Origin of the sequence: Nonomuraea antri, assembly GCF_013283785.1 — a bacterium.
GTDB lineage: Bacteria > Actinomycetota > Actinomycetes > Streptosporangiales > Streptosporangiaceae > Nonomuraea > Nonomuraea antri.
This window is the reverse complement of the sequence record NZ_JABCPZ010000179.1, coordinates 1-23792: the sequence shown is the minus strand read 5'-3', so window position 1 is coordinate 23792 and position 23792 is coordinate 1. Positions and strand designations below refer to the sequence as shown.

24 protein-coding genes are annotated in these 23792 nt (G+C 70.6%); 13 read left to right on the top strand and 11 right to left on the bottom strand.

What is annotated here, in order from left to right; translation table 11 throughout:
• Positions 1–137 precede the first annotated feature (137 nt).
• Positions 138–983, bottom strand: coding sequence for a bifunctional methylenetetrahydrofolate dehydrogenase/methenyltetrahydrofolate cyclohydrolase (locus HII36_RS39860; protein WP_173528519.1), 846 nt, complete (start codon positions 981–983; stop codon positions 138–140).
• Between the two features lie 182 nt (positions 984–1165).
• Between HII36_RS39860 and HII36_RS39855 the strand changes: the two genes are divergently transcribed.
• Positions 1166–2101 carry an ROK family protein gene (locus HII36_RS39855; protein ID WP_173528518.1) on the top strand — a complete coding sequence of 312 codons (936 nt, stop codon included), beginning with the start codon at positions 1166–1168 and terminating at the stop codon, positions 2099–2101.
• Here HII36_RS39855 and HII36_RS39850 read toward each other — a convergent pair.
• From HII36_RS39850 to purN, 3 genes are all read right to left on the bottom strand, one after another.
• On the bottom strand, positions 2064–2237 hold the full coding sequence (locus HII36_RS39850) for a hypothetical protein (RefSeq protein WP_173528517.1): 174 nt from the start codon (positions 2235–2237) through the stop codon (positions 2064–2066). The genes HII36_RS39855 and HII36_RS39850 overlap by 38 nt on opposite strands.
• A 156-nt stretch (positions 2238–2393) precedes the next feature.
• Positions 2394–3938, bottom strand: coding sequence for a bifunctional phosphoribosylaminoimidazolecarboxamide formyltransferase/IMP cyclohydrolase (gene purH, locus HII36_RS39845; RefSeq protein ID WP_173528516.1), 1545 nt, complete (start codon positions 3936–3938; stop codon positions 2394–2396).
• Positions 3935–4525: a phosphoribosylglycinamide formyltransferase gene (gene purN, locus HII36_RS39840; protein ID WP_236004370.1), complete on the bottom strand. Its 591-nt coding sequence runs from the start codon at positions 4523–4525 to the stop codon at positions 3935–3937. Before purN ends, purH begins: the two co-directional genes overlap by 4 nt.
• Before the next feature lie 136 nt (positions 4526–4661).
• On the opposite strand from purN, the gene HII36_RS39835 reads away from it, so the two are divergent.
• Complete coding sequence (locus HII36_RS39835) at positions 4662–5081, top strand: hypothetical protein (RefSeq protein ID WP_328808100.1); 420 nt, start codon at positions 4662–4664, stop codon at positions 5079–5081.
• Here HII36_RS39835 and HII36_RS39830 read toward each other — a convergent pair.
• The gene (locus HII36_RS39830; RefSeq protein ID WP_173528514.1) at positions 5078–5689 is read right to left on the bottom strand and encodes a dihydrofolate reductase family protein; all 612 of its coding nucleotides are present in this window, start codon (positions 5687–5689) and stop codon (positions 5078–5080) included. The genes HII36_RS39835 and HII36_RS39830 overlap by 4 nt on opposite strands.
• Before the next feature lie 158 nt (positions 5690–5847).
• On the opposite strand from HII36_RS39830, the gene HII36_RS39825 reads away from it, so the two are divergent.
• A complete protein-coding gene (locus HII36_RS39825) occupies positions 5848–6447 on the top strand; it encodes a mycothiol-dependent nitroreductase Rv2466c family protein (RefSeq protein ID WP_328808099.1) in 600 nt (199 codons plus the stop codon).
• Between the two features lie 4 nt (positions 6448–6451).
• Here the strand turns inward: HII36_RS39825 and HII36_RS39820 are convergent, their stop codons facing one another.
• The 4 genes from HII36_RS39820 to sucC all read right to left on the bottom strand — a co-directional run bounded on the left by HII36_RS39820 (position 6452) and on the right by sucC (position 11052).
• Positions 6452–8101, bottom strand: coding sequence for a cell division protein PerM (locus HII36_RS39820; protein ID WP_173528512.1), 1650 nt, complete (start codon positions 8099–8101; stop codon positions 6452–6454).
• Positions 8102–8207: 106 nt separating this feature from the next.
• Positions 8208–8855: a Type 1 glutamine amidotransferase-like domain-containing protein gene (locus HII36_RS39815; protein ID WP_173528511.1), complete on the bottom strand. Its 648-nt coding sequence runs from the start codon at positions 8853–8855 to the stop codon at positions 8208–8210.
• 136 nt (positions 8856–8991) lie between these two features.
• The gene (gene sucD / locus HII36_RS39810) at positions 8992–9867 is read right to left on the bottom strand and encodes a succinate--CoA ligase subunit alpha (RefSeq protein ID WP_173528510.1); all 876 of its coding nucleotides are present in this window, start codon (positions 9865–9867) and stop codon (positions 8992–8994) included.
• 3 nt (positions 9868–9870) lie between these two features.
• Positions 9871–11052: an ADP-forming succinate--CoA ligase subunit beta gene (sucC, locus tag HII36_RS39805; RefSeq protein WP_173528509.1), complete on the bottom strand. Its 1182-nt coding sequence runs from the start codon at positions 11050–11052 to the stop codon at positions 9871–9873.
• A 494-nt stretch (positions 11053–11546) separates the two neighbouring features.
• Here sucC and HII36_RS39800 point away from each other — a divergent pair, with 494 nt between their 5' ends.
• The 3 genes from HII36_RS39800 to HII36_RS39790 are packed head-to-tail and all read left to right on the top strand — an operon-like array spanning position 11547 to position 14068.
• On the top strand, positions 11547–12350 hold the full coding sequence (locus tag HII36_RS39800; RefSeq protein ID WP_173528508.1) for a hypothetical protein: 804 nt from the start codon (positions 11547–11549) through the stop codon (positions 12348–12350).
• Between the two features lie 54 nt (positions 12351–12404).
• Positions 12405–13235 (top strand): hypothetical protein, encoded by an 831-nt coding sequence (locus HII36_RS39795; protein ID WP_173528507.1) that lies wholly within the window; start codon positions 12405–12407, stop codon positions 13233–13235.
• A gap of 53 nt (positions 13236–13288) precedes the next feature.
• Positions 13289–14068: a hypothetical protein gene (locus HII36_RS39790; RefSeq protein WP_173528506.1), complete on the top strand. Its 780-nt coding sequence runs from the start codon at positions 13289–13291 to the stop codon at positions 14066–14068.
• 49 nt (positions 14069–14117) lie between these two features.
• Here the strand turns inward: HII36_RS39790 and galE are convergent, their stop codons facing one another.
• Positions 14118–15098: a UDP-glucose 4-epimerase GalE gene (galE, locus tag HII36_RS39785; RefSeq protein ID WP_173528505.1), complete on the bottom strand. Its 981-nt coding sequence runs from the start codon at positions 15096–15098 to the stop codon at positions 14118–14120.
• Between the two features lie 144 nt (positions 15099–15242).
• Here galE and HII36_RS39780 point away from each other — a divergent pair, with 144 nt between their 5' ends.
• The 5 genes from HII36_RS39780 to HII36_RS39760 all read left to right on the top strand — a co-directional run bounded on the left by HII36_RS39780 (position 15243) and on the right by HII36_RS39760 (position 19256).
• Positions 15243–15995, top strand: a complete 753-nt coding sequence (locus tag HII36_RS39780) for a hypothetical protein (RefSeq protein WP_173528504.1) — start codon at positions 15243–15245, stop codon at positions 15993–15995.
• 69 nt (positions 15996–16064) lie between these two features.
• Positions 16065–17528 carry a glutamate--cysteine ligase gene (locus tag HII36_RS39775; RefSeq protein WP_173528503.1) on the top strand — a complete coding sequence of 488 codons (1464 nt, stop codon included), beginning with the start codon at positions 16065–16067 and terminating at the stop codon, positions 17526–17528.
• Positions 17525–18184 (top strand): neutral zinc metallopeptidase, encoded by a 660-nt coding sequence (locus tag HII36_RS39770; RefSeq protein WP_173528521.1) that lies wholly within the window; start codon positions 17525–17527, stop codon positions 18182–18184. The genes HII36_RS39775 and HII36_RS39770 overlap by 4 nt, the downstream gene beginning before the upstream one ends.
• A 67-nt stretch (positions 18185–18251) precedes the next feature.
• Complete coding sequence (locus HII36_RS39765; RefSeq protein ID WP_173528502.1) at positions 18252–18509, top strand: WhiB family transcriptional regulator; 258 nt, start codon at positions 18252–18254, stop codon at positions 18507–18509.
• Positions 18510–18527: 18 nt separating this feature from the next.
• On the top strand, positions 18528–19256 hold the full coding sequence (locus tag HII36_RS39760) for a CPBP family glutamic-type intramembrane protease (protein WP_173528501.1): 729 nt from the start codon (positions 18528–18530) through the stop codon (positions 19254–19256).
• Here HII36_RS39760 and HII36_RS39755 read toward each other — a convergent pair.
• On the bottom strand, positions 19220–19939 hold the full coding sequence (locus tag HII36_RS39755) for a PIG-L deacetylase family protein (protein ID WP_173528500.1): 720 nt from the start codon (positions 19937–19939) through the stop codon (positions 19220–19222). The two genes, HII36_RS39760 and HII36_RS39755, sit on opposite strands and share 37 nt — an antisense overlap.
• Positions 19940–20084: 145 nt before the next feature.
• On the opposite strand from HII36_RS39755, the gene pcrA reads away from it, so the two are divergent.
• Positions 20085–22313: a DNA helicase PcrA gene (gene pcrA / locus HII36_RS39750; protein WP_173528499.1), complete on the top strand. Its 2229-nt coding sequence runs from the start codon at positions 20085–20087 to the stop codon at positions 22311–22313.
• Positions 22314–22404: 91 nt separating this feature from the next.
• Positions 22405–23733 (top strand): serine hydrolase domain-containing protein, encoded by a 1329-nt coding sequence (locus HII36_RS39745; protein ID WP_236004368.1) that lies wholly within the window; start codon positions 22405–22407, stop codon positions 23731–23733.
• The last annotated feature ends 59 nt before the right edge of the window (positions 23734–23792 follow it).

The following is a 23792-nucleotide window of genomic DNA, read 5'->3' as shown; positions in this document are numbered from 1 at the left end:
GTCCGGGGGCCGGGAGGCCACCGGCAAGGGGGTGTGGGGGAGCTGGGCTCCCCCACAATCACAGCCCGGAGCCCGAATGGCGCGAAGCGCCCCCGTGCGAAGGCCCTTGCCTTTAGAGCCTTAGACCTTGAGGACGGTCAGAGGCGTTCGGCGGCCTCGACGACGTTGGACAGCAGCAGCGCCCGCGTCATCGGCCCGACCCCGCCCGGGTTCGGCGTGAGGAACCCGGCCACGTCCTCGACGTCCGCCGCCACGTCCCCCGCGATCTTGCCGTTGACCCGCGACACGCCCACGTCGAGCACGGCCGCGCCAGGCTTGACCATGTCGGCGGTGATGAGCCCGGGGACGCCGGCCGCCGCCACCACGATGTCGGCCCGCCGTACGTGGGCCGCCAGATCCTGGGTGCCGGTGTGGCAGAGGGTGACGGTGGCGTTCTCGCTGCGGCGGGTCAGGAGCAGGCCGAGCGAGCGCCCGACGGTGATGCCGCGCCCGACCACGGCCACTTCCGCGCCCTTGATCGGCACCCCGAACTCCTGCAGGAGCAGCACGATGCCGTGCGGCGTGCAGGGCAGCGGCGCGTCGACCATGTGGACGAGCCGGCCGAGGTTGACCGGGTGCAGGCCGTCGGCGTCTTTCGCCGGGTCCATGCGCTCCAGCAGGGCCATGGTGTCGAGGTGCTTGGGCAGCGGGAGCTGGACGATGTAGCCGGTGCACTCGGGCGAGTCGTTGAGCTCGTCGATGGCGGCTTCGACCTCGGCCTGCGTGGCGGTGGCCGGCAGGTCGACGCGGATGGAGGCGATGCCGACCTCGGCGCAGTCTCGGTGCTTGCCCGCGACGTAGATCTGGCTGCCGGGGTCGTCGCCGACCAGGACGGTGCCCAGCCCGGGGGTGATGCCGCGTTCCTTGAGCGCGGCCACCCGGCCCGTGAGGTCGGCCTTGATCTTGGCCGCGGTCGCCTTACCGTCGAGTTTCACTGCGCTCATGCCCGCAATCCTTCCATGCCGTCTCCGGACTCGGGCACCAGCCACCCGCCGATGGCGTCCATTGATCTCCGGCCACCTATGACATCGTTGTCATCGCACGCTGGACAGCATAGGGTGACGGGCGCCGGTCCCCCGCCGGCCGGCGCGCCACGCCGTCACGACGATTCCCCCGCGAGCCCTTGATGACCTACGTACTCGGCGTTGACATCGGCGGAACCAAGCTCGCCGCGGCCCTGGTCGACGAGGCCGGCGCGGTGCTCGGCTCGGCCACCCGTCCCACACCTCCACGCGAGGTGATGCGGGCGCTGACGGACCTCATCGGCGAGGTGACGGCCGGCGGTCCCGCACCCGCGGCGGCGGGCATCGGGTGCGCGGGGCCGCTGGATCTGGCGGCGGGAACCGTGAGCCCGGTGAACCTGCCGAGCTGGCGCGGCTTCCCGCTGCGCGACGCGGTGCGCGAGCTGACCGGCCTGCCCACGGTCCTGGCCGGCGACGCGCAGTGCTTCGCGCTCGGCGAGCACTGGCTGGGCGCCGGGCGCGGCAGTACGGCGCTGCTCGGCGTGGTGGTGTCCACCGGGATCGGCGGCGGCCTGGTGATCGACGGCGCGCCGCTGCTCGGCCCCACCGGAAACGCCGGACATGTCGGTCACATGAGCGTCGACCCGAACGGCGAACGCTGCGAGTGCGGCGGACGGGGCTGTGTCGAGCGCTACGCCAGCGGCCCGAACCTGGCCCGCTGGGCCCTGGCCAACGGCTGGACCCCGCGCTCGGCGGCCGACGCGCGCGAGCTGGCCCAGGACGCGGCGGACGGCGACCCGGTGGCGCTGGCGGCGTTCGAGCGCGGCGCGCGGGCGCTGGCCGGGATGATCGCCTCGACGGCGGCGGCGGCCGAGGTCACCGCGGTGGTGATCGGCGGCGGCGTGTCAGCGGCGGGAAAGGTGCTGTTCGAGCCCCTGTCGCGGGCGCTCGACGACGTGGCCGGCCTGGCCTTCGTCAGATCGGTACGGGTGGAGCAGTCCACGCTCGGCGTGCACGCGAGCCTGGCCGGGGCGGCCAGGCTGGCCTGGGACCACCTGGCGGCTACTTCTGCTCGGCCTGGGCCTCACGACGCTCGATGATCCGGCGGGTGAACGGGATGACCTCGACCACGCGGCTGCCGAGATAGGCCCCGATGAAGGCGAGCACCAGCAGGACGAAGGGGCTGGTGGCGAAGCCGTTCACGGTCACGAAGACCTGCAGGATCGCATCGAGCATGGGGAGACTCCGGGGGGACGGCGGCAGCAGACTGCCACACAGGCTAACCGCATCACGCCCGTGCTCGCCCCCGGAATGCGACAAGTCACCCGTTACCGGACGATCATGCACAGCCCGGATGGGCCCCCTCCGGAGGGAGGAGGCCCACCGCGACGGTCAGTGGAAGAAGTGGCGGGTGCCGGTGAAGTAGAGCGTGATCCCGGCCTTCTCCGCGGCCTCGATGACCTCCTGGTCGCGTACCGACCCGCCGGGCTCCACGATCGCCTTGACCCCGGCCTCGATCAGCACCTGCGGCCCGTCCGCGAACGGGAAGAACGCGTCGGAGGCGGCCACGGAACCGGCCGCGCGCTCGGCGGCCCTGCCGACGGCCAGGCGGCAGGAGTCGACCCGGTTGACCTGGCCCATGCCCACGCCCACCGTCGCGCCGTCGCTGGCCAGCAGGATCGCGTTGGACTTCACCGAGCGGCAGGCCCGCCAGGCGAACGCCAGGTCGGCCAGCAGCTCGGGCGAGGCCGGTTCGCCGGCCTTGAGCTGCCAGGTCTCGGGCGAGTCGCCGGCCGCGTCGATCCTGTCGACGGCCTGCAGCAGCAGCCCGCCGTCGATCCTGCGTGCCTCGGTGCGGGCGGACGGACCCTCGGGGCAGGCCAGCAGGCGCAGGTTCTTCTTGGCCCGCAGCACCTCCAGCGCCTCCGCCGCGTATCCGGGCGCGATGACGACCTCGGTGAACACGTCCGCGATCTGCCTGGCCAGCTCGGCGGTGACCTCGCGGTTGACCGCGATCACGCCCCCGTAGGCGGAGACCGGGTCGCAGGCGTGCGCCTTGCGGTGCGCCTCGGCCACGTCGGCGCCGACGGCGATGCCGCACGGGTTCTGGTGCTTGATGATGGCCACGCAGGGCTCGGCGAAGTCCCACGCGGCACGCCAGGCGGCGTCGGAGTCGAGGTAGTTGTTGTACGACATCTCCTTGCCGTGCAGCTGCTCGGCCTCGGCGAGCCCGCCCTGGCCCGCGGTGTAGAGCGCGGCCGACTGGTGCGGGTTCTCGCCGTAGCGCAGCACGGACTTGCGGGTGCTCGCCGCCGCGTGGAAGGCGGGCCAGCCCGATTCGTCCTGCGTGTACGTGCCGGAGAACCAGTTGGCGACGGCCACGTCGTACGCGGCGGTGTGCGCGTAGGCGATGCCGGCCAGGCGCTTGCGCTCCTCCTGGGTGAAGCCGCCGGCGTCGAGCGCGGTCAGCACGTCGCCGTAGAAGCCGGGGTCGACGACCACGGCGCAGGTGCTGTGGTTCTTGGCCGCGCCGCGGATCATCGCCGGGCCGCCGATGTCGATCTGCTCCACGCACTCGGCGTCGGACGCGCCGGAGGCCACCGTCTCCTCGAACGGGTAGAGGTTGACCACGACGAGCTGGAACGGGTCGATCTCCAGCTCGTCGAGCTGGGCCACGTGGTGCGGCTTGGCCAGGTCGGCCAGCAGCCCGGCGTGCACGCGCGGGTGCAGCGTCTTGACCCGTCCGTCGAGGCACTCGGGGAACCCGGTGAGCTGCTCGACCTTGGTGACCGGGATGCCGTAGGAGGCGATCGCGGCCGCGGTGCCGCCGGTGGAGACGATCTCCACGCCCGCGCCGTCGAGCGCTCTGGCCAGGTCTTCGAGCCCGGACTTGTCGTAGACAGCGATCAACGCGCGCCGGATGGCGATGCGGGTCACTTGGATTCCCCTCCTGTTTGGTTTCCGATGCGGCCTGATCGGCCTCCGATGCGGACCGTGCGTCCGCCGACCGTCCAGCCCTCGCGGGCCATCCGGCCGACGACGTCGACGAGCAGCCGCCGCTCGACGGTCTTGATGCGTTCGTGCAGGACCGTCTCGTCGTCGTCGGGCAGCACGGGGACCGCCTCCTGGGCGATGATCGGGCCGGTGTCGACGCCCGAGTCGGCCAGCATGACCGTGCAGCCGGTGACCTTGACCCCGTGGGCGAGCGCGTCACGCACGCCGTGCGCGCCGGGGAAGGACGGCAGCAGCGCCGGATGCGTGTTGAGCACGGTGAACGCGTCGAGCGTCGGCGCGCCCAAAATTTTCATGAAGCCCGCCGACACCACCAGATCGGGCTCGTACGCCGCGATCCGGGCGGCGATCGCGGTGTCCCAGTCGGCCCTGGTCGCGTGATCGCCCAATTTTTCGACGAAAGTCGGGACGTTCGCCTTCGCCGCCCTGACCAGGCCTTCTATGCCATCCCTGTCGGCACCGACCGCGACCACGCGAGCACCGTACGACGGGTCGGCAGAAGCGTCCAACAGGGCCTGTAGGTTTGTTCCAGAGCCGGAGACGAGGACGACGAGCCGCCCAGCCTTAGACACGCGGTACTCCAAAAGAGGAAACAGGGTGGGGCTGACAGGGTATCTGTTCCTTGCCCGGCGACGCAGAGGAGGTCAGGTGTCGACACCGGTGCAGGCACCGGCAGGCCAGCAGCCCGCCGAGTCGGCGGGGCGCCGCGCGATCTGGTTGTCGATCGCAGCGCTGGCGATGACGTTCATGCTGCCACTCGCCGGCCTGGTGATGGCGCTGTTCGCGATCATGTCAGGGGTGCGCGCGCTCCCCCTGTTGCGCAAGGCGCACAAGCCCACGGGCACGGCCGTGGGCGGCATCACCGTCGCGGCGATCGCGCTGGTGCTGTCCGCCATGGCCACCGGCATGCAGCTCTATCTCATGGACGAATACTCGGCCTACCAGGAGTGCATGAAGGGCGCGGGCACGGTCACCGCGCAGGGCGAGTGCTTCACCCAGTTCAGGGAGGCGGCGGCCAAGAAGCTGCCGCCGGACGTCCTCGAGGTGCTCGGGGCGATGCAGCCCTAGCGGCCGGCCTGCCGCGCCCTGCGGTAGGTCAGGTGCGTGACGAGGTCGGTGCCCGAGGCGACGCCGACCCGTTCGAGGTCGACGCGCCCGACGCCCTCGAACAGCCGCTCACCCCTGCCGAGCAGCATCGGCGCGACGTGCAGCCGCAGCTCGTCGATCAGCCCGGCGGCCAGATACTGGTTCACCGTGTGCGCGCCGCCGGCGATCGCCACGTCGGCGTCGCCGGCCGCGGCGCGGGCCTGGGCCAGCGCCGACTCGATCCCGTCGGTGACGAAGTGGAACGTGGTGCCGCCGGCCAGCTTCACCGGCTCGCGCTCGTGGTGGGTGAGCACGAACACCGGCGCGTGGTACGGCGGCTCCTCGCCCCACCAGCCGGTCCAGCCCAGGTCCCAGGCGCCGCGGCCGGGGGTGAACATGTTGCGTCCCATGATGAAGGCGCCGGCCGCGGTGATCTTCTCGATCACGGCGGCGTGGGCCTCGGGCTCGTCGAACATCCACCGGTGCAGGTCGTCGCCGACGCCCTCGCCGAAGGGGTTGTCGTAGCTCTGGTTCAGACCGGCCACGAAACCGTCGACGGACATCGCCATGTCGCAGGTGACCTTGCTCATCTCACTTCTCCTGTCGTCTCGCGGATGGCCTGTCCGCCCGCTCGTGGAAGAGTCGGAGCCCGCCCGGCGTTCTCGACACCGTCGGCGAAAAAATCTCCGGCGATGTGAAGACGAATGATGGGAGGGCCCCCTCGATGCCTGTATCCCCAGGTGAGCGCATGATCGCTGATCTCTGGTTCGATCCGGCCTGTCCGTACACCTGGCTGACCTCACGCTGGCTGGTCGAGGTGAGCCAGGTGCGGCCGGTGGATCTGCGCTGGAACGTGTTGAGCCTGGCGGTGCTCAACGAGGGGCGCGAGGACGACCCGGAGAACGACCCCGAGGGCTACCTGTGGGTGCCGGTGCGCGTCTGCGCCGCCGTACGGCAGGAGCACGGGCACGAGGCGCTGGGCCGGTTCTACACCGCCCTGTGGACCAGCGGCGGCGACGGCCAGAACTGGATCGCCGACCTGCGGGTCGCGCTCAAGGCCGCCGGGCTGCCCGAGGAGCTGGCCGAGGCGGGCACGTCCACCGACTACGACGAGGCGGTGCGCGCCTCGCACGCCGAGGGCATCGCGCTGGTCGGCGACCACGTCGGCACGCCCATCGTGGCGGTCACCGGCGCGGCGGCCGAGCGGGTGGCGTTCTTCGGCCCGGTCATCTCCGAGGTGCCGCGCGGCGAGCAGGCCGGCCGGCTGTGGGACGGCACACTGCTGGTCGCGGGCACCCCCGGCTTCCACGAGCTCAAGGGCCGCCCGCTGGTGGAGCTGCCGCACTGAGGGCTCAGTCGCGGTCCCACGCGTACGGGTCCACGTAGATCACGTGGCCGCCGCGGTCGTCTGATTCGTCCACGATGTCGGTGCGGGGCGGGCGCTGCTGCCCGGGCTCCTTGACCAGCCGCGGCCGGGCCTGGGCCAGCGTCTCGGCGGCGGCCGAGGCGTGCTCGTCCTGCCAGTCTTCCCTGATGACCGGGATGGGCTGGGTGTCGGCCTCGGTGGCGTCCATCCAGTGGCCGGGCAGCGGGCGCGGGTCGGCCTCGGCCAGCCCGACCCTGCTGGCCGCCTTGGCGATCGCGGCTCCGGCCTTGCGCACCGGGACGGCGGCCTTGTCGAGCGGCGCCCTGGCCTTCTTGTTGAGCAGCAGCAGGTTGGTCACGCCCGCCGAGATGCCGGCGGCGACCCCGACCTCCAGCGCCACCGACAGGGCCACCTCCCACGGCGAGGGGCCGACCGCGGCCAGCCGCCCGCCGCCGATCGGGCCGCCGGACAGCGCCGCCAGGATCCCGGCCACGCCGCCGGTGCAGACCCCGGTGAAGAAGCCCCACAGCGGCGCGGCCTCGTACGACGGGGACGGCGAGATCCTGGCCACCATCACGCCCGCGACCGCGCCGGCCGCGAACGGCAGCGCGATCACCGCCATCATCCACGCGGGCACCGGACCGCTGTCGGGCAGCGCGCCCAGCATGGGCAGGCTCGGCACCGTGCCGAGCTGCACCCCGGTGGGCGCGACCAGCGTGTCGGCGCCCACCGCGAACCCGGGCCCGGCGATGTAGGACGAGGCCCAGATGACCCCGTTGAGCAGGTAGAGCAGTTGCAGCAGCAGGAGCAGCAGGCCGCCCACGAACCCCGGCGCGAGCACCTCGGACAGCTGCCTGACCTGGTCGAAGTTGAGCACGACCGCGACCAGCACCAGCGCGAGCCCGGCCGCGAGCTGCACCAGCGTGGCCACGGCGGTGCCGACGGTGACGGCGCGCACCCGCTCGGGCAGCAGCCGCAGCATCGCCCGCCACGGGCCGATCGTGCGCGCGGTGGCCAGCGAGCCGGCCAGGAACGCCAGGACGAAGTGGCTGAGCAGCGCCTCGCCGATGAACGGCTGGGTGACGTCGTTGCGTGCCACGAGCGCGATCAGGCCGGCCAGCATCGCGTAGGGCGCGGCCAGCGAGACGCCGGCCTGCACCACCAGCACCCACTGGGCGCGACGGCGGGCGCTGGCCTGCTCGCGCGGGCTGTTCTTGGGCAGCCGGGCGGGCAGCCGCAACCGCAGGTCGGCGTCGCGGGCCATCCAGCGCCCGGCCCGGTACAGCAGCATGGCGGGCAGGATCATCAGGCCGAGCGGCAGCAGCCCGACCCGGCCGCCGGGAATGGCGAAGCCGGCGTGGTGCGCGGCCAGCCAGAGCTGGGCGGCGGTGCGGAACACGCCGGGCAGCCCGGCGCCGAGCGCGCCTGAGCCCGCCGCGCTCGGCGCGGCGATCCAGCCGATCAGCGTGAGCGTGGTGAGCACCGCCAGGCCGACGCCCAGGGCGATGGCCGCGGCGAGCATCCCCGACACGGGCAGCGGCCGCCGCGTCTCGTCGTCGTTGTCGCTCGAGACCCCGGGCAGCTTGCCGAGAACGGATTTGGGGGCCGTCCGCAGCTGGTCGAGAATCGCCGTCACAGTAAGCGATTTTCTCAAGCTTTCCCGACCACCGCTTGGTTGACGCGCCGCCCCCGCCTGGTTTCCGGGCCCAATTCGCCGGATCTTTATGTCCGAACCGCCCGATCTAGCCGACGACGGTGCGGGTGTCCCCGTCGATCACCACGGCCTGGCCGTCGCTGATGGCGATGAACGGGATGTGGTGTGCGATGAAGTACTCGACCGAGCGGTCGATCTCGGCGGACTCGACGTGGTCGGAGCGGTAGTGCGGCGCGACGACGTACGGCAGGACGCCCAGCGCGTCCCACTCCAGCACGGTGTCCTCGTAGCCGGGCGGGACGAACGAGGGGTTGTCGATCTCGCCCTCGATTCCGCGCAGGGTCGGCCCGAGCATGCACGGGCCCGCGCTGTAGCCGCCGTAGACCACCGCGTCGTCGGCCAGCAGCCGCCTGATCACGTCGTCGGCGCCGCTGGCGGTGAACGCCCGGCGCAGCACGAACGCGCTGCCGCCCCTGACGTAGATCAGGTCGACCCCCGACAGCACCTCGGCCAGGGCCTCCTGGCGGCCGAAGTAGTCGCGCAGGTCCACCTCGAACGGCCGCAGCCCGACGCTCTCCAGCTCGTCGATCTCCCGCTTCAGCGACGCCGCTCTGGCCTCGGCGTCCTTGTAGTCGTCGGCGTTGAGTATCAGCGCGGTGCGCCGGCCGTCGCCGAGCAGTCTCAGCAGCTCGTCGGGACGGTTGCCGATGCGGAAGGACGACAGGTAGAGCCTCATGACCACTCCGGGGAAGATCTTTGGACGGAGGCCGCGAACGCTACCAGTTCCCCGCGAACGCCCGCCCCCCGAAATCCAGTGAAAAAGGGAGAAGCCCCGCTCCGGCGCGCGGAACGGGGCTTCGACCGGCGAACGGCTAGCGAGCCTGCATGATCTCGCGCATGAGGCGGGCCGTCTCCGACGGAGTCTTGCCGACGCGGACGCCGACCTTCTCCAGGGCTTCCTTCTTGGCCTGCGCGGTGCCGGCCGAGCCGGACACGATGGCGCCGGCGTGGCCCATGGTCTTGCCCTCGGGGGCGGTGAAGCCCGCGACGTAGGCGACCACCGGCTTGGTGACGTGCTTCTCGATGTAGGCCGCGGCCCGCTCCTCGGCGTCGCCGCCGATCTCACCGATCATCACGATCGCGTCGGTGGCCGGGTCGTCCTGGAAGGCCTGCAGCGCGTCGATGTGCGTGGTGCCGATGACCGGGTCGCCGCCGATGCCCACGGCGGTCGAGAAGCCGAAGTCGCGCAGCTCGTACATGAGCTGGTAGGTGAGCGTGCCCGACTTGGAGACCAGGCCGATGCGGCCGGCGGTGGTGATGTCGGCCGGGATGATGCCCGCGTTGGAGGCGCCGGGGGAGGCGATGCCGGGGCAGTTCGGGCCGATGATGCGGGTCTTGTTGCCCTTCTCCACCGCGTACGCCCAGAACTCGGTGGAGTCGTGGACCGGCACGCCCTCGGTGATCACGACGCAGAGCGGGATCTCCGCGTCGATGGCCTCCTTGACGGCGTCCTTGGTGAAGGCCGGGGGCACGAACACGACCGACACGTCGGCGCCGGTCTGCTCGATGGCCTCCTTGACCGTGCCGAACACGGGCAGGCCCTCGTGGGTGGTGCCGGCCTTGCGTGCGTTCACGCCGCCCACGACGCGGGCGCCGGAGGCGAGCATGCGGCGGGTGTGCTTGGTGCCCTCGCCGCCCGTCATGCCCTGAACGATGATCTTGCTGTTCTCAGTCAACCAGATGGCCATGAGTTACGCACCTACCGCAGCGAGCTCGGCGGCCCGCTTGGCCGCGTCGTCCATCGTGTCTACCAGCTCGACGCGCGGGAGCGCGGCGTCGGCCAGGATCTGCCGCCCGAGCAGGGCGTTGTTGCCGTCGAGGCGGACCACCAGCGGGTGGGTCACGGCCTCGCCGCGGCTCTCCAGCAGCTTGAACGCCGAGACGATGCCGTTGGCGACCGCGTCGCAGGCGGTGATGCCGCCGAACACGTTCACGAAGATCGACTTCACGCTCGGGTCGGAGAGGATGATCTCCAGGCCGGCCGCCATGACCTCGGCCGAGGCGCCGCCGCCGATGTCGAGGAAGTTGGCGGGGGACGGCTTGCCGGGGAACTGCTCACCGGCGTAGGCGACCACGTCGAGCGTGGACATGACCAGGCCGGCGCCGTTGCCGATGATGCCGACATCGCCGTCGAGCTTGACGTAGTTGAGGTCCTTCTCCTTGGCCCTGGCCTCGAGGGGGTCTTCCGCCGCCTTGTCGGCCAGCGCCTCGTGATCGGCCTGGCGGAAGGCCGCGTTCTCGTCGAGCGTGACCTTGCCGTCGAGTGCCTTCACCTGGCCGTCGGCCGACAGGATCATCGGGTTGACCTCGACGAGCGTGGCGTCCTCGTCGACGAAGCAGCACCAGAGCTTCTCGATGAGCTCGGCGGCGCCGTCGAGCGACTTCTCCGGCAGGCCGCCCGCGGCCGCGATCTCGCGGGCCGTGACGCGGTCGACGCCCTTCAGCGCCGACACCGGCACCTTGGCGACCTTCTCCGGCGTGCTGTGGGCCACTTCCTCGATGTCCATGCCGCCCGCGGCGGAGCAGATGGCGAGGAAGGTGCGGTTCGCGCGGTCGAGCAGGAAGGAGAAGTAGTACTCCTCCGCGATCGCGCTGGCCTCCTCCACGAGCACCTTGTGGACCGTGTGGCCCTTGATGTCCATGCCCAGAATGGCATCGGCCTTGTTGACGGCGTCGGCGGCGTCGTCGGCCACCTTCACGCCGCCCGCCTTACCGCGGCCACCGGTCTTCACCTGGGCCTTGACGACGACGCGGCCGGTCAACTCCTCGGCCGCCGCCCGCACCTCCTCCACGGTGTGGGCGACGATGCCGCGCGGCACCGGGATGCCGTAGTCCGCGAAGAGCTCCTTCGCCTGATGTTCGAACAGGTCCACGAGGGTCCGTCCTTGCTAATCCGACTGATGTTCGACGGCCCGGTTCACCCCGTGCGTGCGTGCCGGGCGTTTCCGCCAGTGAAGCCTAGCCCCAAGCTCGACCTGCCCAGGTCATCGGGTCGTGGTTCTCCCACTATGTGACGGTGATCTCACTTCTGGACGATGACATCTGCACGAAATGTGCACCGTTTCGGATCCACATTCCTTGATGTCCGATATACGAACGTGATCTTCGATTGGCAGGCTTTCACTCCCCCAACGCTCGAATCGAAGGATGCCATGAAGCGAAACATCGCGGTATCCATTCGGAGCCGGACGGGGACGCGAAGTAACGATCGAGACCGTTCCGCACAGCGGTTGGCGCGCGCCGCCATTCTCGGCGTGCACTTGGAGTCGCCGGATATTTCCGGCGGTGCTCCCCCATTCGTCCGTCCCGGGCAAGTGGACCCCCTCGCGCTTCTCACGACGAGAGGCGCCTACTTCCAAGGAACCCCATGAAGCGAATTCTCACGGGACTCGCGCTGGCCGCCGCGGCGACCCTGGTCGCCACGCCCCCGGCGCAGGCCGCACCGGTGGACCCGGTCAAGGCGCTGAAGAAGCAGTTCGTCGCCGGTCACGGGGTGCGCATTTCCGAGACCTCCGTGATCAAGGCCGACGGCAAGAACGCCGGGACCATGAAGACGACCGGCACGTTCGCCTTCGGCAAGAAGGGCGTCGCCGCCTCCGACCTGAGGAACCGCACCACGGACGACGCGGCGGCCGGCCTCACGCCGAGCCGGGTGATCACGATCGGCGGCCACAGCTACGCCCAGGGCGGGGTCTTCAGCGAGGACCTGCCCGAGGGCAAGAAGTGGGTGCGCTACCCCGGCGAGGCCACCGGCACCACCTTCAACCAGATGCTCGACGTGCTGAACCCGAAGATGCTCAAGGTCTTCGTGGCGAAGGCCAAGAGCTTCAAGGGCGGCACGTACCGGGGCGCGATCACGTTCAGCGAGCTCAGCAAGCTCAACGGCACGAAGATGGGCGGCTCGCTCGGCAAGATCAAGTTCAACTACCGCATCACCGTGAACTCCAAGGGCCTGGTCAACCGCCTGGTGAGCGACTGGACCATGGACTTCGGCATTCTCGGCAAGTTCACCTCCATCACCGACACCCGCTACACCGGCTGGGGGTCCAAGGTGACGGTCAAGGCGCCGCCGGCGGACCAGGTGATCACTCCGGAGGAGGCCGGGCCGGACAGCGGGATCCCGCAGGACATCCCGGACAACTCGATCAGCTCGCTGGGCAAGGTCAACTAGCCCCGGGCTCCCGCGATTCCTCTGGCTTTCCCCCTCGAAGCGAAGGAACCCCGCATGAAGCGAATCATCGCCGGCCTGGCCCTGGCCACGTCGGTGGCGCTGGTCACGTCGGCGGCGCCGGCTTCCGCGACCCCGGCGCCTGCCGCGCCGAAGGACCCGGTCGCCGCGGTGAAGAAGCAGCTCGTCCCCGGCAAGGGCGTGAAGTTCACCGAACGCACGACCATCATCGACGGCGACGAACGCAGCGTCTTCGTCCGCCGCAGCGGCATGCTGCGATTCAGCAGGTCGGGCATCGCCGCCTCGGACATCACGGCCAAGTCGAACCTCAAGGCCAGTGAGATGGACGAGGACGCGCCCGACATGCTCAAGGCGATGGCCAAGCCGGAGCGCACCATCAAGATCGGCAACACCGCCTACGTCTCAGGCGGCATCCTGTCGGCGTCGATGCCCGAGGGCTCGACCTGGTTCAAGATGCCCAAGGGGCCGCACGGCGGCATGCTCGGCATGTACGGCCAGCCGGTCAACATCGCCGAGCCCGCCACGCTGAAGGCCCTGCTCCAGACCGGCAAGCCCACGCGCGACGGATACAGCGGCAAGATCACGGTCGGGGCGCTGTACAAGGTCTCCCCCTGGTACCGCTCCATGAGCATCCTGATGATCAAGCCGTCGGTCAAGCAGGCCAAGAACCCGATCTCCTGGCGGCTCAGCGTCAACGCCAAGGGGCTGCCCATCCGCCTGGTGACGACGTTCGCGTCGAACGCGCTCGGCCCGAGCGCCGGCGACGGCACCGACCGCAGCGTCGACACCCGCTACACCGGGTGGGGCGGCAAGATCACCATCAAGGCCCCGCCGGCGGACCAGGTCACCGACGAACTCAACGACTAGGAGGACGCCGCCTGCCCGCCGGCGGGCAGGCGGCGCGCCACGGAAGGAACGGTATGAAGCGTTTACTGGCCGCGGTGGCGCTGGTCGCCGCCACGGCGTTCCTCGCCCCCGCACCGGCCGCGGCGGCGGCCCCCGCCGACCCGGTGAAGGCACTTGAGCGGCAGTACGTGCCCGGGCACGGCGTGGAGTTCGTCCTGCGGGAGACCTCGGTCGGCCGCCGCCGGACGACCTCGTTCACGATGAGCGGCGAGCTGGAGTTCGACCGGTCGGGCGTGGTCGCCGCCGACGTCAGCGTGCGCGGCCTGGACGATCTGCTGGGCAAGAACTTCAAGAAGATCCGCTTCCTCTACGCGGACCGCCGACTCTACATACGCCCCGTGGGAACCAAGGAGGGGCTGCCCGAGGGCAAGTCCTGGGTCCGGCTCCCTGCGGGCGACTCCGACGGCGAAATCTTCGACTTCGACACGATCAGGCCCTCCGCGTTGAAGACCCTGATCTCGCGGGCCACGAGCGTCAAGGACCGCACCTACCGAGGGGCGCTGAGCGGCAAGCACGCCGAGGCGGTGTCCGGAGGCAGCGGCCGGTTCTCCTACCTGCTGACCCTCTACTCCACCGGCCTGCCCAAGCGCTCGGTCTTCCACTGGAAGTCCGACAACGAAATACTCGGGCCGCGTGACCACTACAGCGAGATGCGCTTGACGAACTGGGGCATGAAGGTCGACATCGCGCCTCCGTCCGAGGACCAGGTGATCGACACCGACGACCTCAGTCCCTTGATCCTGGAAGAGCTCTCCGAGATCCCGGACGGCGCGATCAGCTCCCTGGGCAGATAGCCCCCGATCGCCTCTCCCGCCGACCGACGGGAGAGGCGTCAGGTGAGCCTCAGCCCGCGAGCCGCTGGTCGCGGATGGCCGCCCAGTCGAGCGAGTGCTTGATCCCCTCCTCGATCGAGAAGCGCGCCTCCCATCCGAGCAGCCGCCGCGCGCGGTCGCTGCGCGTGTACGCGCCCGCCACGTCGCCCGGCCTGGCGTCGGTCTCGACCACCTCGACGGGACGGTCGGCCACCCGGTTGAACGCCTCGGCCAGCTCGCGCACGGTGGTGCCGGCGCCGGTGCCCAGGTTGATCACGTCGGTGTCCAGCTCGTCGAACGCGCGCAGCGCCGCCACGTGCGCGAGCGCCAGGTCCCAGACGTGGATGTAGTCGCGGATGCCCGAGCCGTCGCGGGTCGGGTAGCCGGTGCCGGTGATCTGGAACGGCACGCCGTCCTCGTACGCCTGGATCATCTTGCCCAGCGCGTGGCTGGGGCGGCGCAACTGCAGGCCGGTGCGCATCCGCGGGTCGGCGCCGATCGGGTTGAAGTAACGCAAGGACAGGATCTTGATGGGCTGGGTGGCCGCGATGTCGCGGAACATCGCCTCGCACACGGCCTTGGTGGTCGCGTACGGGCTCTGCGGCGCCAGCGCGGACTCCTCGTCCACCGTGTGGTCGTCGCCGGCCTGGTAGATCGACGCGGACGAGCTGAAGATCAGGCGTTCGCAGCCGTTACGCAGCAGGTGATCGACGAACTCCAGGCTCTTGGCCACGTTCGCCCGGTAGTAGCCGACCGGGTCGGCCACGGAATCCGGCACCACGATGAGCGCGGCACAGTGAATGACCGCCGAAATATCCGGATTCTCGGCGAATATCTTGTCGACCAGGGCGCCGTCGCTGATATCGCCCTCGTAGAACGTCCGCCCCTCGGCGAACTCGCGCCGCCCGGTCACCAGGCTGTCGAGAATCACCGGCGTGATCCCCGCGTCCAGGCACGCCGACGCGACCGTGCTCCCGATGTAACCCGCCCCACCCGAAATCAAAACACGCATCCCAGCACCCTATTTCGGTTCCCGGGTTCCATGTCCGGATTCCTTGACGGTCACGAGCGCGGTGGGGGCCCAAAAGCAGGCCGAATCAGGACGCGACGGCGTGTCGTGACCCGGCCTTGATCTGCGGTGGTCAGGATGCCTCGAATGACGCCGATCCCGTTACGCCGGTGGCTCACCGTCTCGCTGGCCGTCGCCATGTTTCTCACCTCGTCCCCGGCGCCGGTCGCCGCGGCCGCGCCGCCCGACCCGGTCGAGGCGCTGAAGTCCCAGTTCGCCGCCGGCCGCGGGATCAGGGTGGCGGAACGGGTCGACGGCACCGAGGTCAAGTTCCGCGGCACGGTCGGCTTCGGGCCCAAGGGCGCGGTGGCCGTGGACGTCAGCGGCAGGAACTACACGGTCGCCGGGCGGCGCGTCGTGATCGTCAGGGGCGTCATCTACGCCCAGCCGGACGGCCGGCGCGGCGCGCGGAAGCGGTGGACCAGGACCAGCGGCGCCGACCCGGTCTCGCCCGAGGTCGTCTTCGCCCAGCGGGCGATCGTCTTCGACCCGGTCGCGTTGCAGGGGTTGTTGTCGACCACCACGTCCAGGCGGCCCGGCGGGCTGGTCGACGGGGCGCCGACCACCGTCTACCGGGGGGTGCTGACGTACGCGGTGGGCACGCCCGCGCCCGTGAGCAGGGACGGCGTCAGGTACGGCGAGTCCGGGGTGCGCATGCACTGGAAGCTCTGGCTGGACGGCAGGGGGCTGGCCAGGCGGCTGGTGAGCACGGTCTACCCGCGTCCCGGCGAGCCGGCGTCGGCCAAGCGGGTGGTGCGCACCCGCTTCAGCGACTGGGGCGCGCGCGTCACCATCAGCGCGCCGCCCAAGTCGCAGGTGGACGACTGGCACGTGCCGTGAGCGCCGGGCAACAGGTCCTGACGGGCAGGGGGCTGGCCGGGAACCGCATCGCGTGCGACATTTCGAGCTATGGGCAGGGACGTGCCAGTCGTGGTGTTCAGCCGCGACGATCGCCGTAGATACCGGGAAAAAGTCCACCAATGCCTCGACGTGTTCGCGCAGATGCTCCGCGAATCCCGCTTCGAGGACGATCGCCCGCTGGCCGGTCTGGAGATCGAGCTCAACATCGTCGACGCCGACGGCGAGGCCGCCATGCGCAACGCCGAGGTGCTGGCCGCCATCGAGCAGCCGGACTGGGCCACCGAGCTGGGCCAGTTCAACATCGAGATCAACGTCGAGCCCCAGGACCTGGGCGGCGAAGGCGCGCTCCGCCTGGAGAACGACGTCAGGGCCAGGCTCAACCACGCGGAATCGCGCGCCAACTCCCAGAATGGGCACCTGGTGCTCATCGGCATCCTGCCCACCCTGCGCGAGCAGGACATCGGCGAGGGCACGCTGTCGTCCAACCCCCGCTACCGGCTGCTCAACGAGCAGATCTTCGCGGCCCGCGGCGAGGACCTGCACCTGTGCGTCGAAGGCGTCGAACGCCTCGACACCCACGCCGACAGCGTCGCGCCCGAGGCCGCCTGCACCAGCGTGCAACTGCACCTGCAGGTCAGCCCGGACGCCTTCGCCGCGCACTGGAACGCCGCCCAGGCCATCGCCGGACCGCAGGTCGCGGTGGCCGCCAACTCCCCCTACCTGTTCGGCAAGGAACTGCATCGCGAGACCAGGATCACGCTGTTCGAGCAGGCCACGGACACCCGTCCGGCGGAGCTGAAGGCCCAGGGCGTGCGGCCGCGCGTCTGGTTCGGCGAGCGCTGGATCACCAGCGTCTTCGACCTGTTCGAGGAGAACGTCCGCTACTACCCGGCGCTGCTGCCGCTGTGCGAGGACGAGGACCCGCGCGCGGAGCTGCGGCAGGGCCGCATCCCGCAGCTGGCCGAGCTGACCCTGCACAACGGCACGATCTACCGCTGGAACCGGCCGGTGTACGCGGTCGTGGACGGGCTGCCGCACCTGCGCGTGGAGAACCGGGTGCTGCCCGCCGGCCCGACCGTGCTCGACATCGCGGCCAACGCCGCCTTCTACTACGGCCTGATGCGGGTGCTGCCGTACGCCGAGCGCCCGATCTGGAGCCAGATGTCCTTCCAGGCCGCCGAGGACAACCTGACCTCGGCGGCCAGGCACGGGCTGGAGGCCCGCCTGTACTGGCCGGGGATGGGCGAGGTGCCCGCCGCCGAGCTGATCCTGCGCCGCCTGCTGCCGCTGGCGCGCGAGGGCCTGGCCAGGTGGGGCGTGGCCGCGCCCGTCGCCGACCGGCTGCTCGGCGTCATCGAGGGACGCTGCCTGACCGGCAGGACGGGGGCGACCTGGCAGGTGGACAAGGTCCGCGCGCTCGGCGGCGACAGGCACGAGGCGTTACGCGCGATGACCCTGGAGTACATCCGGCGGATGCACGGCAACGACCCGGTGCACACGTGGGACGTATGAGGCCCGCGGCCCGCCTCCTGACGCTCGCGCCGGCGCTGCTGCTGCTCGCGTCCTGCGGTCTCGCCGGGCCCGGCCCGCGCGAGACCTCCATGGACGCCGCCGGCGCCGACACCTTCGAGCAGGACGTCGCCACGGCACGCACCCTGACGGAGGCGTTCTGGAAGGACCGGTTCGCCAGGCAGGGGCTCGCCTACCGCCCGATCTCCGCGTTCATCCCGTACGACGGCAGGTCGGGACCGCGCTGCGGCGACGAGAGCCCGGTGCCGAACAACGCCTTCTACTGCCCGGCCGGCCACTTCATCGCCTTCGACCGGGTCTGGATGGAGGCGCTGCGGGAGGAGATGGGCGACGGATCCGTCTACCTGATCATCCCGCACGAGTTCGGGCACGCGGTGCAGGCGCAGCTCCGTACCGAGTTCGAGCTGAACGTGCAGGTGGAACTGCAGGCCGACTGCTACGCGGGCGGCACGCTCTCGGCGCTGGTCGAATCGGGACAGCTGATAGCCCAGCCGGGTGACGCGGACGAGCTGCTGCTCAGCCTGGAGGCGGCCGGCGACCCCACCGACGACTGGCTGGACCCGAGCGCGCACGGCACCGCCGAGCAGCGTCAGGCCGCGTTCACCACGGGATACGAGAACGGGGTTGGCGCCTGCTGAGGGTGTACGCGCGGGTCAGCCCAGAGGATGATGTGCGCGGGCCCGCCGTCGCCCTAACGTTGGGGGCATGCCACTGGAGAAGATCGGCTGGCTGCGCAGGGGAGCGTGCAGATCCAGCGACCCTGAACTCTTCTTCCCGCTCGCGCCCTCCCCCGCTCAGGAGGCGCGGGCCAAGGCGGTCTGCGCGCGTTGCCAGGTCGCCGAGGAGTGCCGCGCCTACGCCTTACGCGCCGGAGAGACCGAGGGGATCTGGGGCGGGCTCACCCCTGAGGAACGCCGCCGCAGCCGGTTTCCGGCCGGCTGGCGCCGCTCCGCGGCCTCCTGACGCCGTAGCCTTGCAAGGGTGCTGCTGCGCTCGATCGCCGTGCTCACCGCGGCCAACGTCATGAACAACAAGGTCGCGCCGAGGCTCGGCCCGCTGACCTCCGCCGCCGCGACCGCCGCCCTGGTGGCGATGGCCCGCAGGTCGGGGCTGTCGTGGGAGGAGCTGGGCTTCGAGCGCGGCCGCCGCGGCGCGGTCACCGGCGGTGCGCTGGCGGCCGCCGTCGCCGCCGTCTACACCGCGGGCATCGCCATGCCGCGCACCAGGCCGCTCTTCCACGACGAGCGCGCGCTGTCGCTCACCCGCGCCCGCGCGCTGGAGGAGGCGCTGGTCCAGGTGCCGTTCGGCACGGTGCTGCTGGAGGAGGTGGGCTTCCGCGGCGCGCTGTACGGCATGCTCAGGCAGCGGCACGGCACGGCCGCCGCGACGGCGCTCTCCTCGGCGCTGTTCGGGCTCTGGCACATCCTGCCGTCGATCGACATGGCCCGCGCCAACCCGGCGCTGGGCGCGCTGACCGCCGGCGAGTCGCCCGCCCACCTCGACACGGCCAGGGTGGTGGCGGGCGCGGTCGTCTCGACAGCGGCGGCCGGCGTGCTGTTCTGCGAGCTGCGCCGCCGGTGCGGGCTGCTCGCCCCGTCGATGCTGCACCTGGCGACCAACTCGCTCGGCTACCTGTTCGCCCGCATCTCCTGGAAGTCCGAGCAGCCGAAGGCTCAGGCGGTCGGCACGACCTGGAAACCCTCCGCGTAGCGGCCCTCGCCGAAGCCGGCCTGCTCGGCCCAGGCGGCGAAGCGCGACCTGACGAAGTCGGTGAAGCCCTCGACGTGCGACACCTGGCTGACGTGCGACAGCAGGGCGGCGAGCTTGCGGTCCATGGAGTCGGTGACGTCCACCCAGTGGTTCGGGGTGGAGCCGCCGTTCAGCCAGACCTCGCGCACCGTCCACGCCTCCAGCCCCTCCTCCTTGATCAGCTCGGGGAAGGCGTAGGGGTTGCGCGCGTCGGGGTAGACGGCGTCGAGCGCGGCGCCGCCGACCGCGCGGTGGTCGGGGTGGCTGGGCGCGATGAACTGGTAGTTGCGGTCCGGGTGGTGGGTGATCACCAGATCGGGGCGCACCTGGCGGATCACGCGGGAGATGTCGCGGCGCAGTTCCAGCGAGGGCACCACGGTGCCGTCGGAGTAGCCGAGGAAGCGCACGTCCGTGACGCCGACGGCCTTGGCGGCGGCCAGCTGCTCGGCCCGGCGCAGCTCGGCCATGCCGGTGTTGTCCAGCGTGCGCTCGTTGCCGCCCGCGTCGCCGTCCGTGACCAGCAGGTACGTGACCTCGACGCCCTTGTCGGCGAACAGCGCGACGGTGCCCGCGCAGCCGAAGTCGGCGTCGTCGGGGTGGGCGGTCACGACGAGCACCCTGTTGATCTCGTTCTCCGACAGCATGGTCTCCCTCTCATCGCCTCTTCGGGTGAACAAATGTCCTCTTCGGTGGACAACCGGCACCCCGCCGCCGCCATTCCGGGCGCCGATTGTCAGTGGGGCGTCTTAACCTAGGTGCGTGCCGACCCAAGTCTCTGTTGACCACCCCTTGCTCGATGGCCTCAACCCGCAGCAGCGCGAGGCCGTGATCCATCATGGCAGTCCGCTGCTGATCGTGGCAGGGGCCGGTTCCGGCAAGACTCGGGTGCTCACGCATCGCATCGCCTACCTGCTGGCCGAGCGCGACGTCCACCCGGGCGAGATCCTGGCGATCACGTTCACCAACAAGGCCGCCAGAGAGATGAAGGAGCGCATCGACAAGCTCGTCGGCCCGCGTTCCAAGGCCATGTGGGTGATGACGTTCCACAGCGCCTGCATGCGCATCCTGCGCCGCGAGGCCAAGCGGCTCGGCTTCCCCTCCAGCTTCTCCATCTACGACCAGGCCGACTCCCAGCGGCTGATGGCGATGGTGTGCAGGGAGATGGATCTCGACCCCAAGCGCTACCCGCCGCGCTCGTTCTCCGCCCAGGTCAGCAACTTCAAGAACGAGCTGATCGACTACGAGACCGCGCTGGACAAGGCCGGCTCGCACCTGGAGAAGACGCTCGCGCAGGCGTACAAGGCCTATCAGCTCAAGCTGACCGAGGCCGGCGCGATGGACTTCGACGACATCATCATGAACACGGTCACGCTCTTCCAGCTCTTCCCCGAGGTGGCCGAGCACTACCGGATGCGGTTCAGGCACGTGCTGGTCGACGAGTACCAGGACACCAACCACGCCCAATACATCCTGATCAGGGAGCTGGTCGGGCATCCCGAGGTGCGCACCGCCGACGGCGACGTGGTGCGCCAGGGCGCCGACATGTCCGAGCTGTGCGTGGTCGGCGACGCCGACCAGTCGATCTACGCCTTCCGCGGCGCGACGATCCGCAACATCCTGGAGTTCGAGCGCGACTACCCCGAGGCGCGCACGATCCTGCTGGAGCAGAACTACCGCTCGACCCAGAACATCCTGGCCGCCGCCAACGCGGTCATCTCGCGCAACGAGTCGCGCAAGCCGAAGAACCTCTGGTCCGACCAGGGCGACGGGCCGAAGATCGTCGGCTACGTGGCCGACAACGAGCACGACGAGGCCGTGTTCGTGGCCCAGGAGGTCGACAGGCTCAGCGACGAGGACGACGTCAAACCGGGCGACGTGGCCGTCTTCTACCGCACCAACGCGGCCTCCCGCGTGTTCGAGGAGATCTTCATCCGCACCGGGCTGCCGTACAAGGTGGTCGGTGGCGTGCGCTTCTACGAGCGCAAGGAGGTCAAGGACCTGCTGGCCTACCTGCGCGTGCTGGCCAACCCGAACGACGTGGTGTCGCTGCGGCGCATTCTCAACGTGCCCAAGCGCGGCATCGGCGATCGCGCCGAGGCGATGATCGAGGCGCTGTCGTCGCGTGAGCGCGTCTCGTACTGGGAGGCGCTGCGCCGCGCCGACGAGGCGTACGGCATGGCCACCCGCTCGCTCAACGCGGTGCGCGAGTTCGTCGCGCTGGTGGAGGAGCTGATCGCCAAGGCCGAGGGCATGCCGCCGTCCGCGCTGGCCGAGGAGATCCTGGTGGCCACCGGCTACCGGACCGAGCTGGAGGCGTCGGAAGACCCGCAGGACGAATCCAGGCTGGAGAACCTCAACGAGCTCATCTCGGTGGCCTCGGAGTTCGAGGAGGCCAACCCCGAGGGCACGCTGGTGGAGTTCCTGGAGCAGGTGTCGCTGGTGGCCGACGCCGACCAGATCCCCGAGCTCCGCGACGCCGACGGCGGGCAGGGCGTGGTCACGCTGATGACCCTGCACACCGCCAAGGGCCTGGAGTTCCCCGTGGTGTTCCTGACCGCGATGGAAGACGGCGTGTTCCCGCACATCAGGTCGCTGGGCGAGCCCAAGGAGCTGGAGGAGGAGCGCCGGCTGGCCTACGTCGGCATCACCCGGGCCCAGCAGCGGCTCTACGTCACGCGCGCGGCCGTGCGCAGCTCGTGGGGCGCGCCGTCGTTCAACCCGGCCTCGCGGTTCGTCGGCGAGGTGCCGAAGCAGCTCATCGACTGGCGTACCGACCCGGGCAAGACCGCCTGGAACGCGGCCACCCGCAGGGAGCCCGCCGCGCGTCCGGCGCCGAAGAGCGGCGGGCGCACGGTGCCCGTGCTCAACCCCGGTGACCGGGTCTCGCACGACGCGTTCGGGCTGGGCACGGTGGTGTCCGTCGACGGCGTGGCGGAGAAGACCAAGGTCAAGATCGACTTCGGCAGCGGGGGCGAGAAGACTCTGCTGCTGGCGTACGCGCCGCTGGAGAAGCTCTGACTTTCGTCATCGGCCGGGCATGATCATTGTCATGTCCAGCCGGTGACACAGCGGACTAACCCCGCCGGAGCGGTTGAGTCAGGCTGATGCCATGATTCTTCGCCGATCCACGCAGATCGAACAGGGGGCCGCGCGTCCGACCCGCGGCATGCGAATGATCGTCACGGCGGCGCTGGGCACGCTGCTCGCCACGGGGTCACTGGTGGCGCCCGCGCACGCGGCCGCGTCGACGCAGGCGCCGGCCTCCCAGGGCACCGCGCTCGACCGCCAGGCGCTGCGTCAGACCCTCGACGCCATCCACCAGGCCGGGATGTACGGCACCTACTCCAGCGTCCGCGACGGCGGCCAGAGCTGGCAGGGCGCGTCGGGCGTCGCCGACGTGGCCACCCGCCGCCCGGTGCGCCCGGACATGCGGCACCGGGTGGGCAGCGTCACCAAGACCTTCACCGCGGTCGCCGTCCTGCAGCAGGTGGCGCGCGGCGCCATCGAGCTCGACGCGCCGGTGAGCCGCTACCTGCCCGGCCTCATCCCTGGCGAGCGCGGCGACCAGGTCACCGTCCGGATGCTGCTCAACCACACCAGCAACATCGCCGACCACGTCGGGGGCGCGTTCCCGTCGCTGATGGTGGGCTCGCCGCAGAGCATCGACGACAACCGCTTCCACACCTTCCCGCCCACCGAGCTGGTCAGGCTCGGGCTCGAAGCGCCGGCGACGGGCACGCCGGGCGTGGCGCCGGGCTCGTACTCGAACACCAACTACGTGATCGCCGGGCTGCTGCTGGAGAAGGTGACCGGTGTCACGGCCGAGCAGTACATCACCAGGAACGTCATCCGCCGGGCCGGGCTGCACCACACCTCGTTCCCGCGCTCGCCGTACCTGCACGGGCCGCACTCCAAGGCGTACGAGTCGCTGTTCGGGCTGATCGACCCGCCGCGCGACTACAGCGTGTACGACATGTCGTGGGCCGGCGTGGCGGGCTCGCTGGTCTCCACCATGGACGACCTCAACCGCTTCTACCGCGCCCTGCTCACCGGCCGGCTGATCGGCCCGGCCGAGCTGGCCGAGATGCAGAAGACGGTGCCGGTGCGGGTCGGTGGCGGGCAGCTCGAATACGGCCTCGGCCTCTACCCGCTCGACCTGCCGTGCGGACGGTTCTGGGGCCACGACGGCGGTGTGTTCGGCATGGGCACGATCGCCCTGTCCAGCGCCGACGGCACCCGCCAGATCGCCAACGGCATCAACCTGATGAAGTACCAGCGCATCGACGAGAACGGCAACATCGAGCCGAGCCCGATCGACTACGCGATGGGCACCCATCTGCTGGTGTCGCTGTGCGGCACGGCCGACGCGGCCAGGACCGCGCAGGCGGCGCCGCCGATCAACCTGTTCCCGACGTCCGGGCTGCCGGTGAAGCGGTAGGCGTCACCGGGTGACGCGCTGAACCCACGGAGGGCCGCCCGCGACGGGCGGCCCTCCGT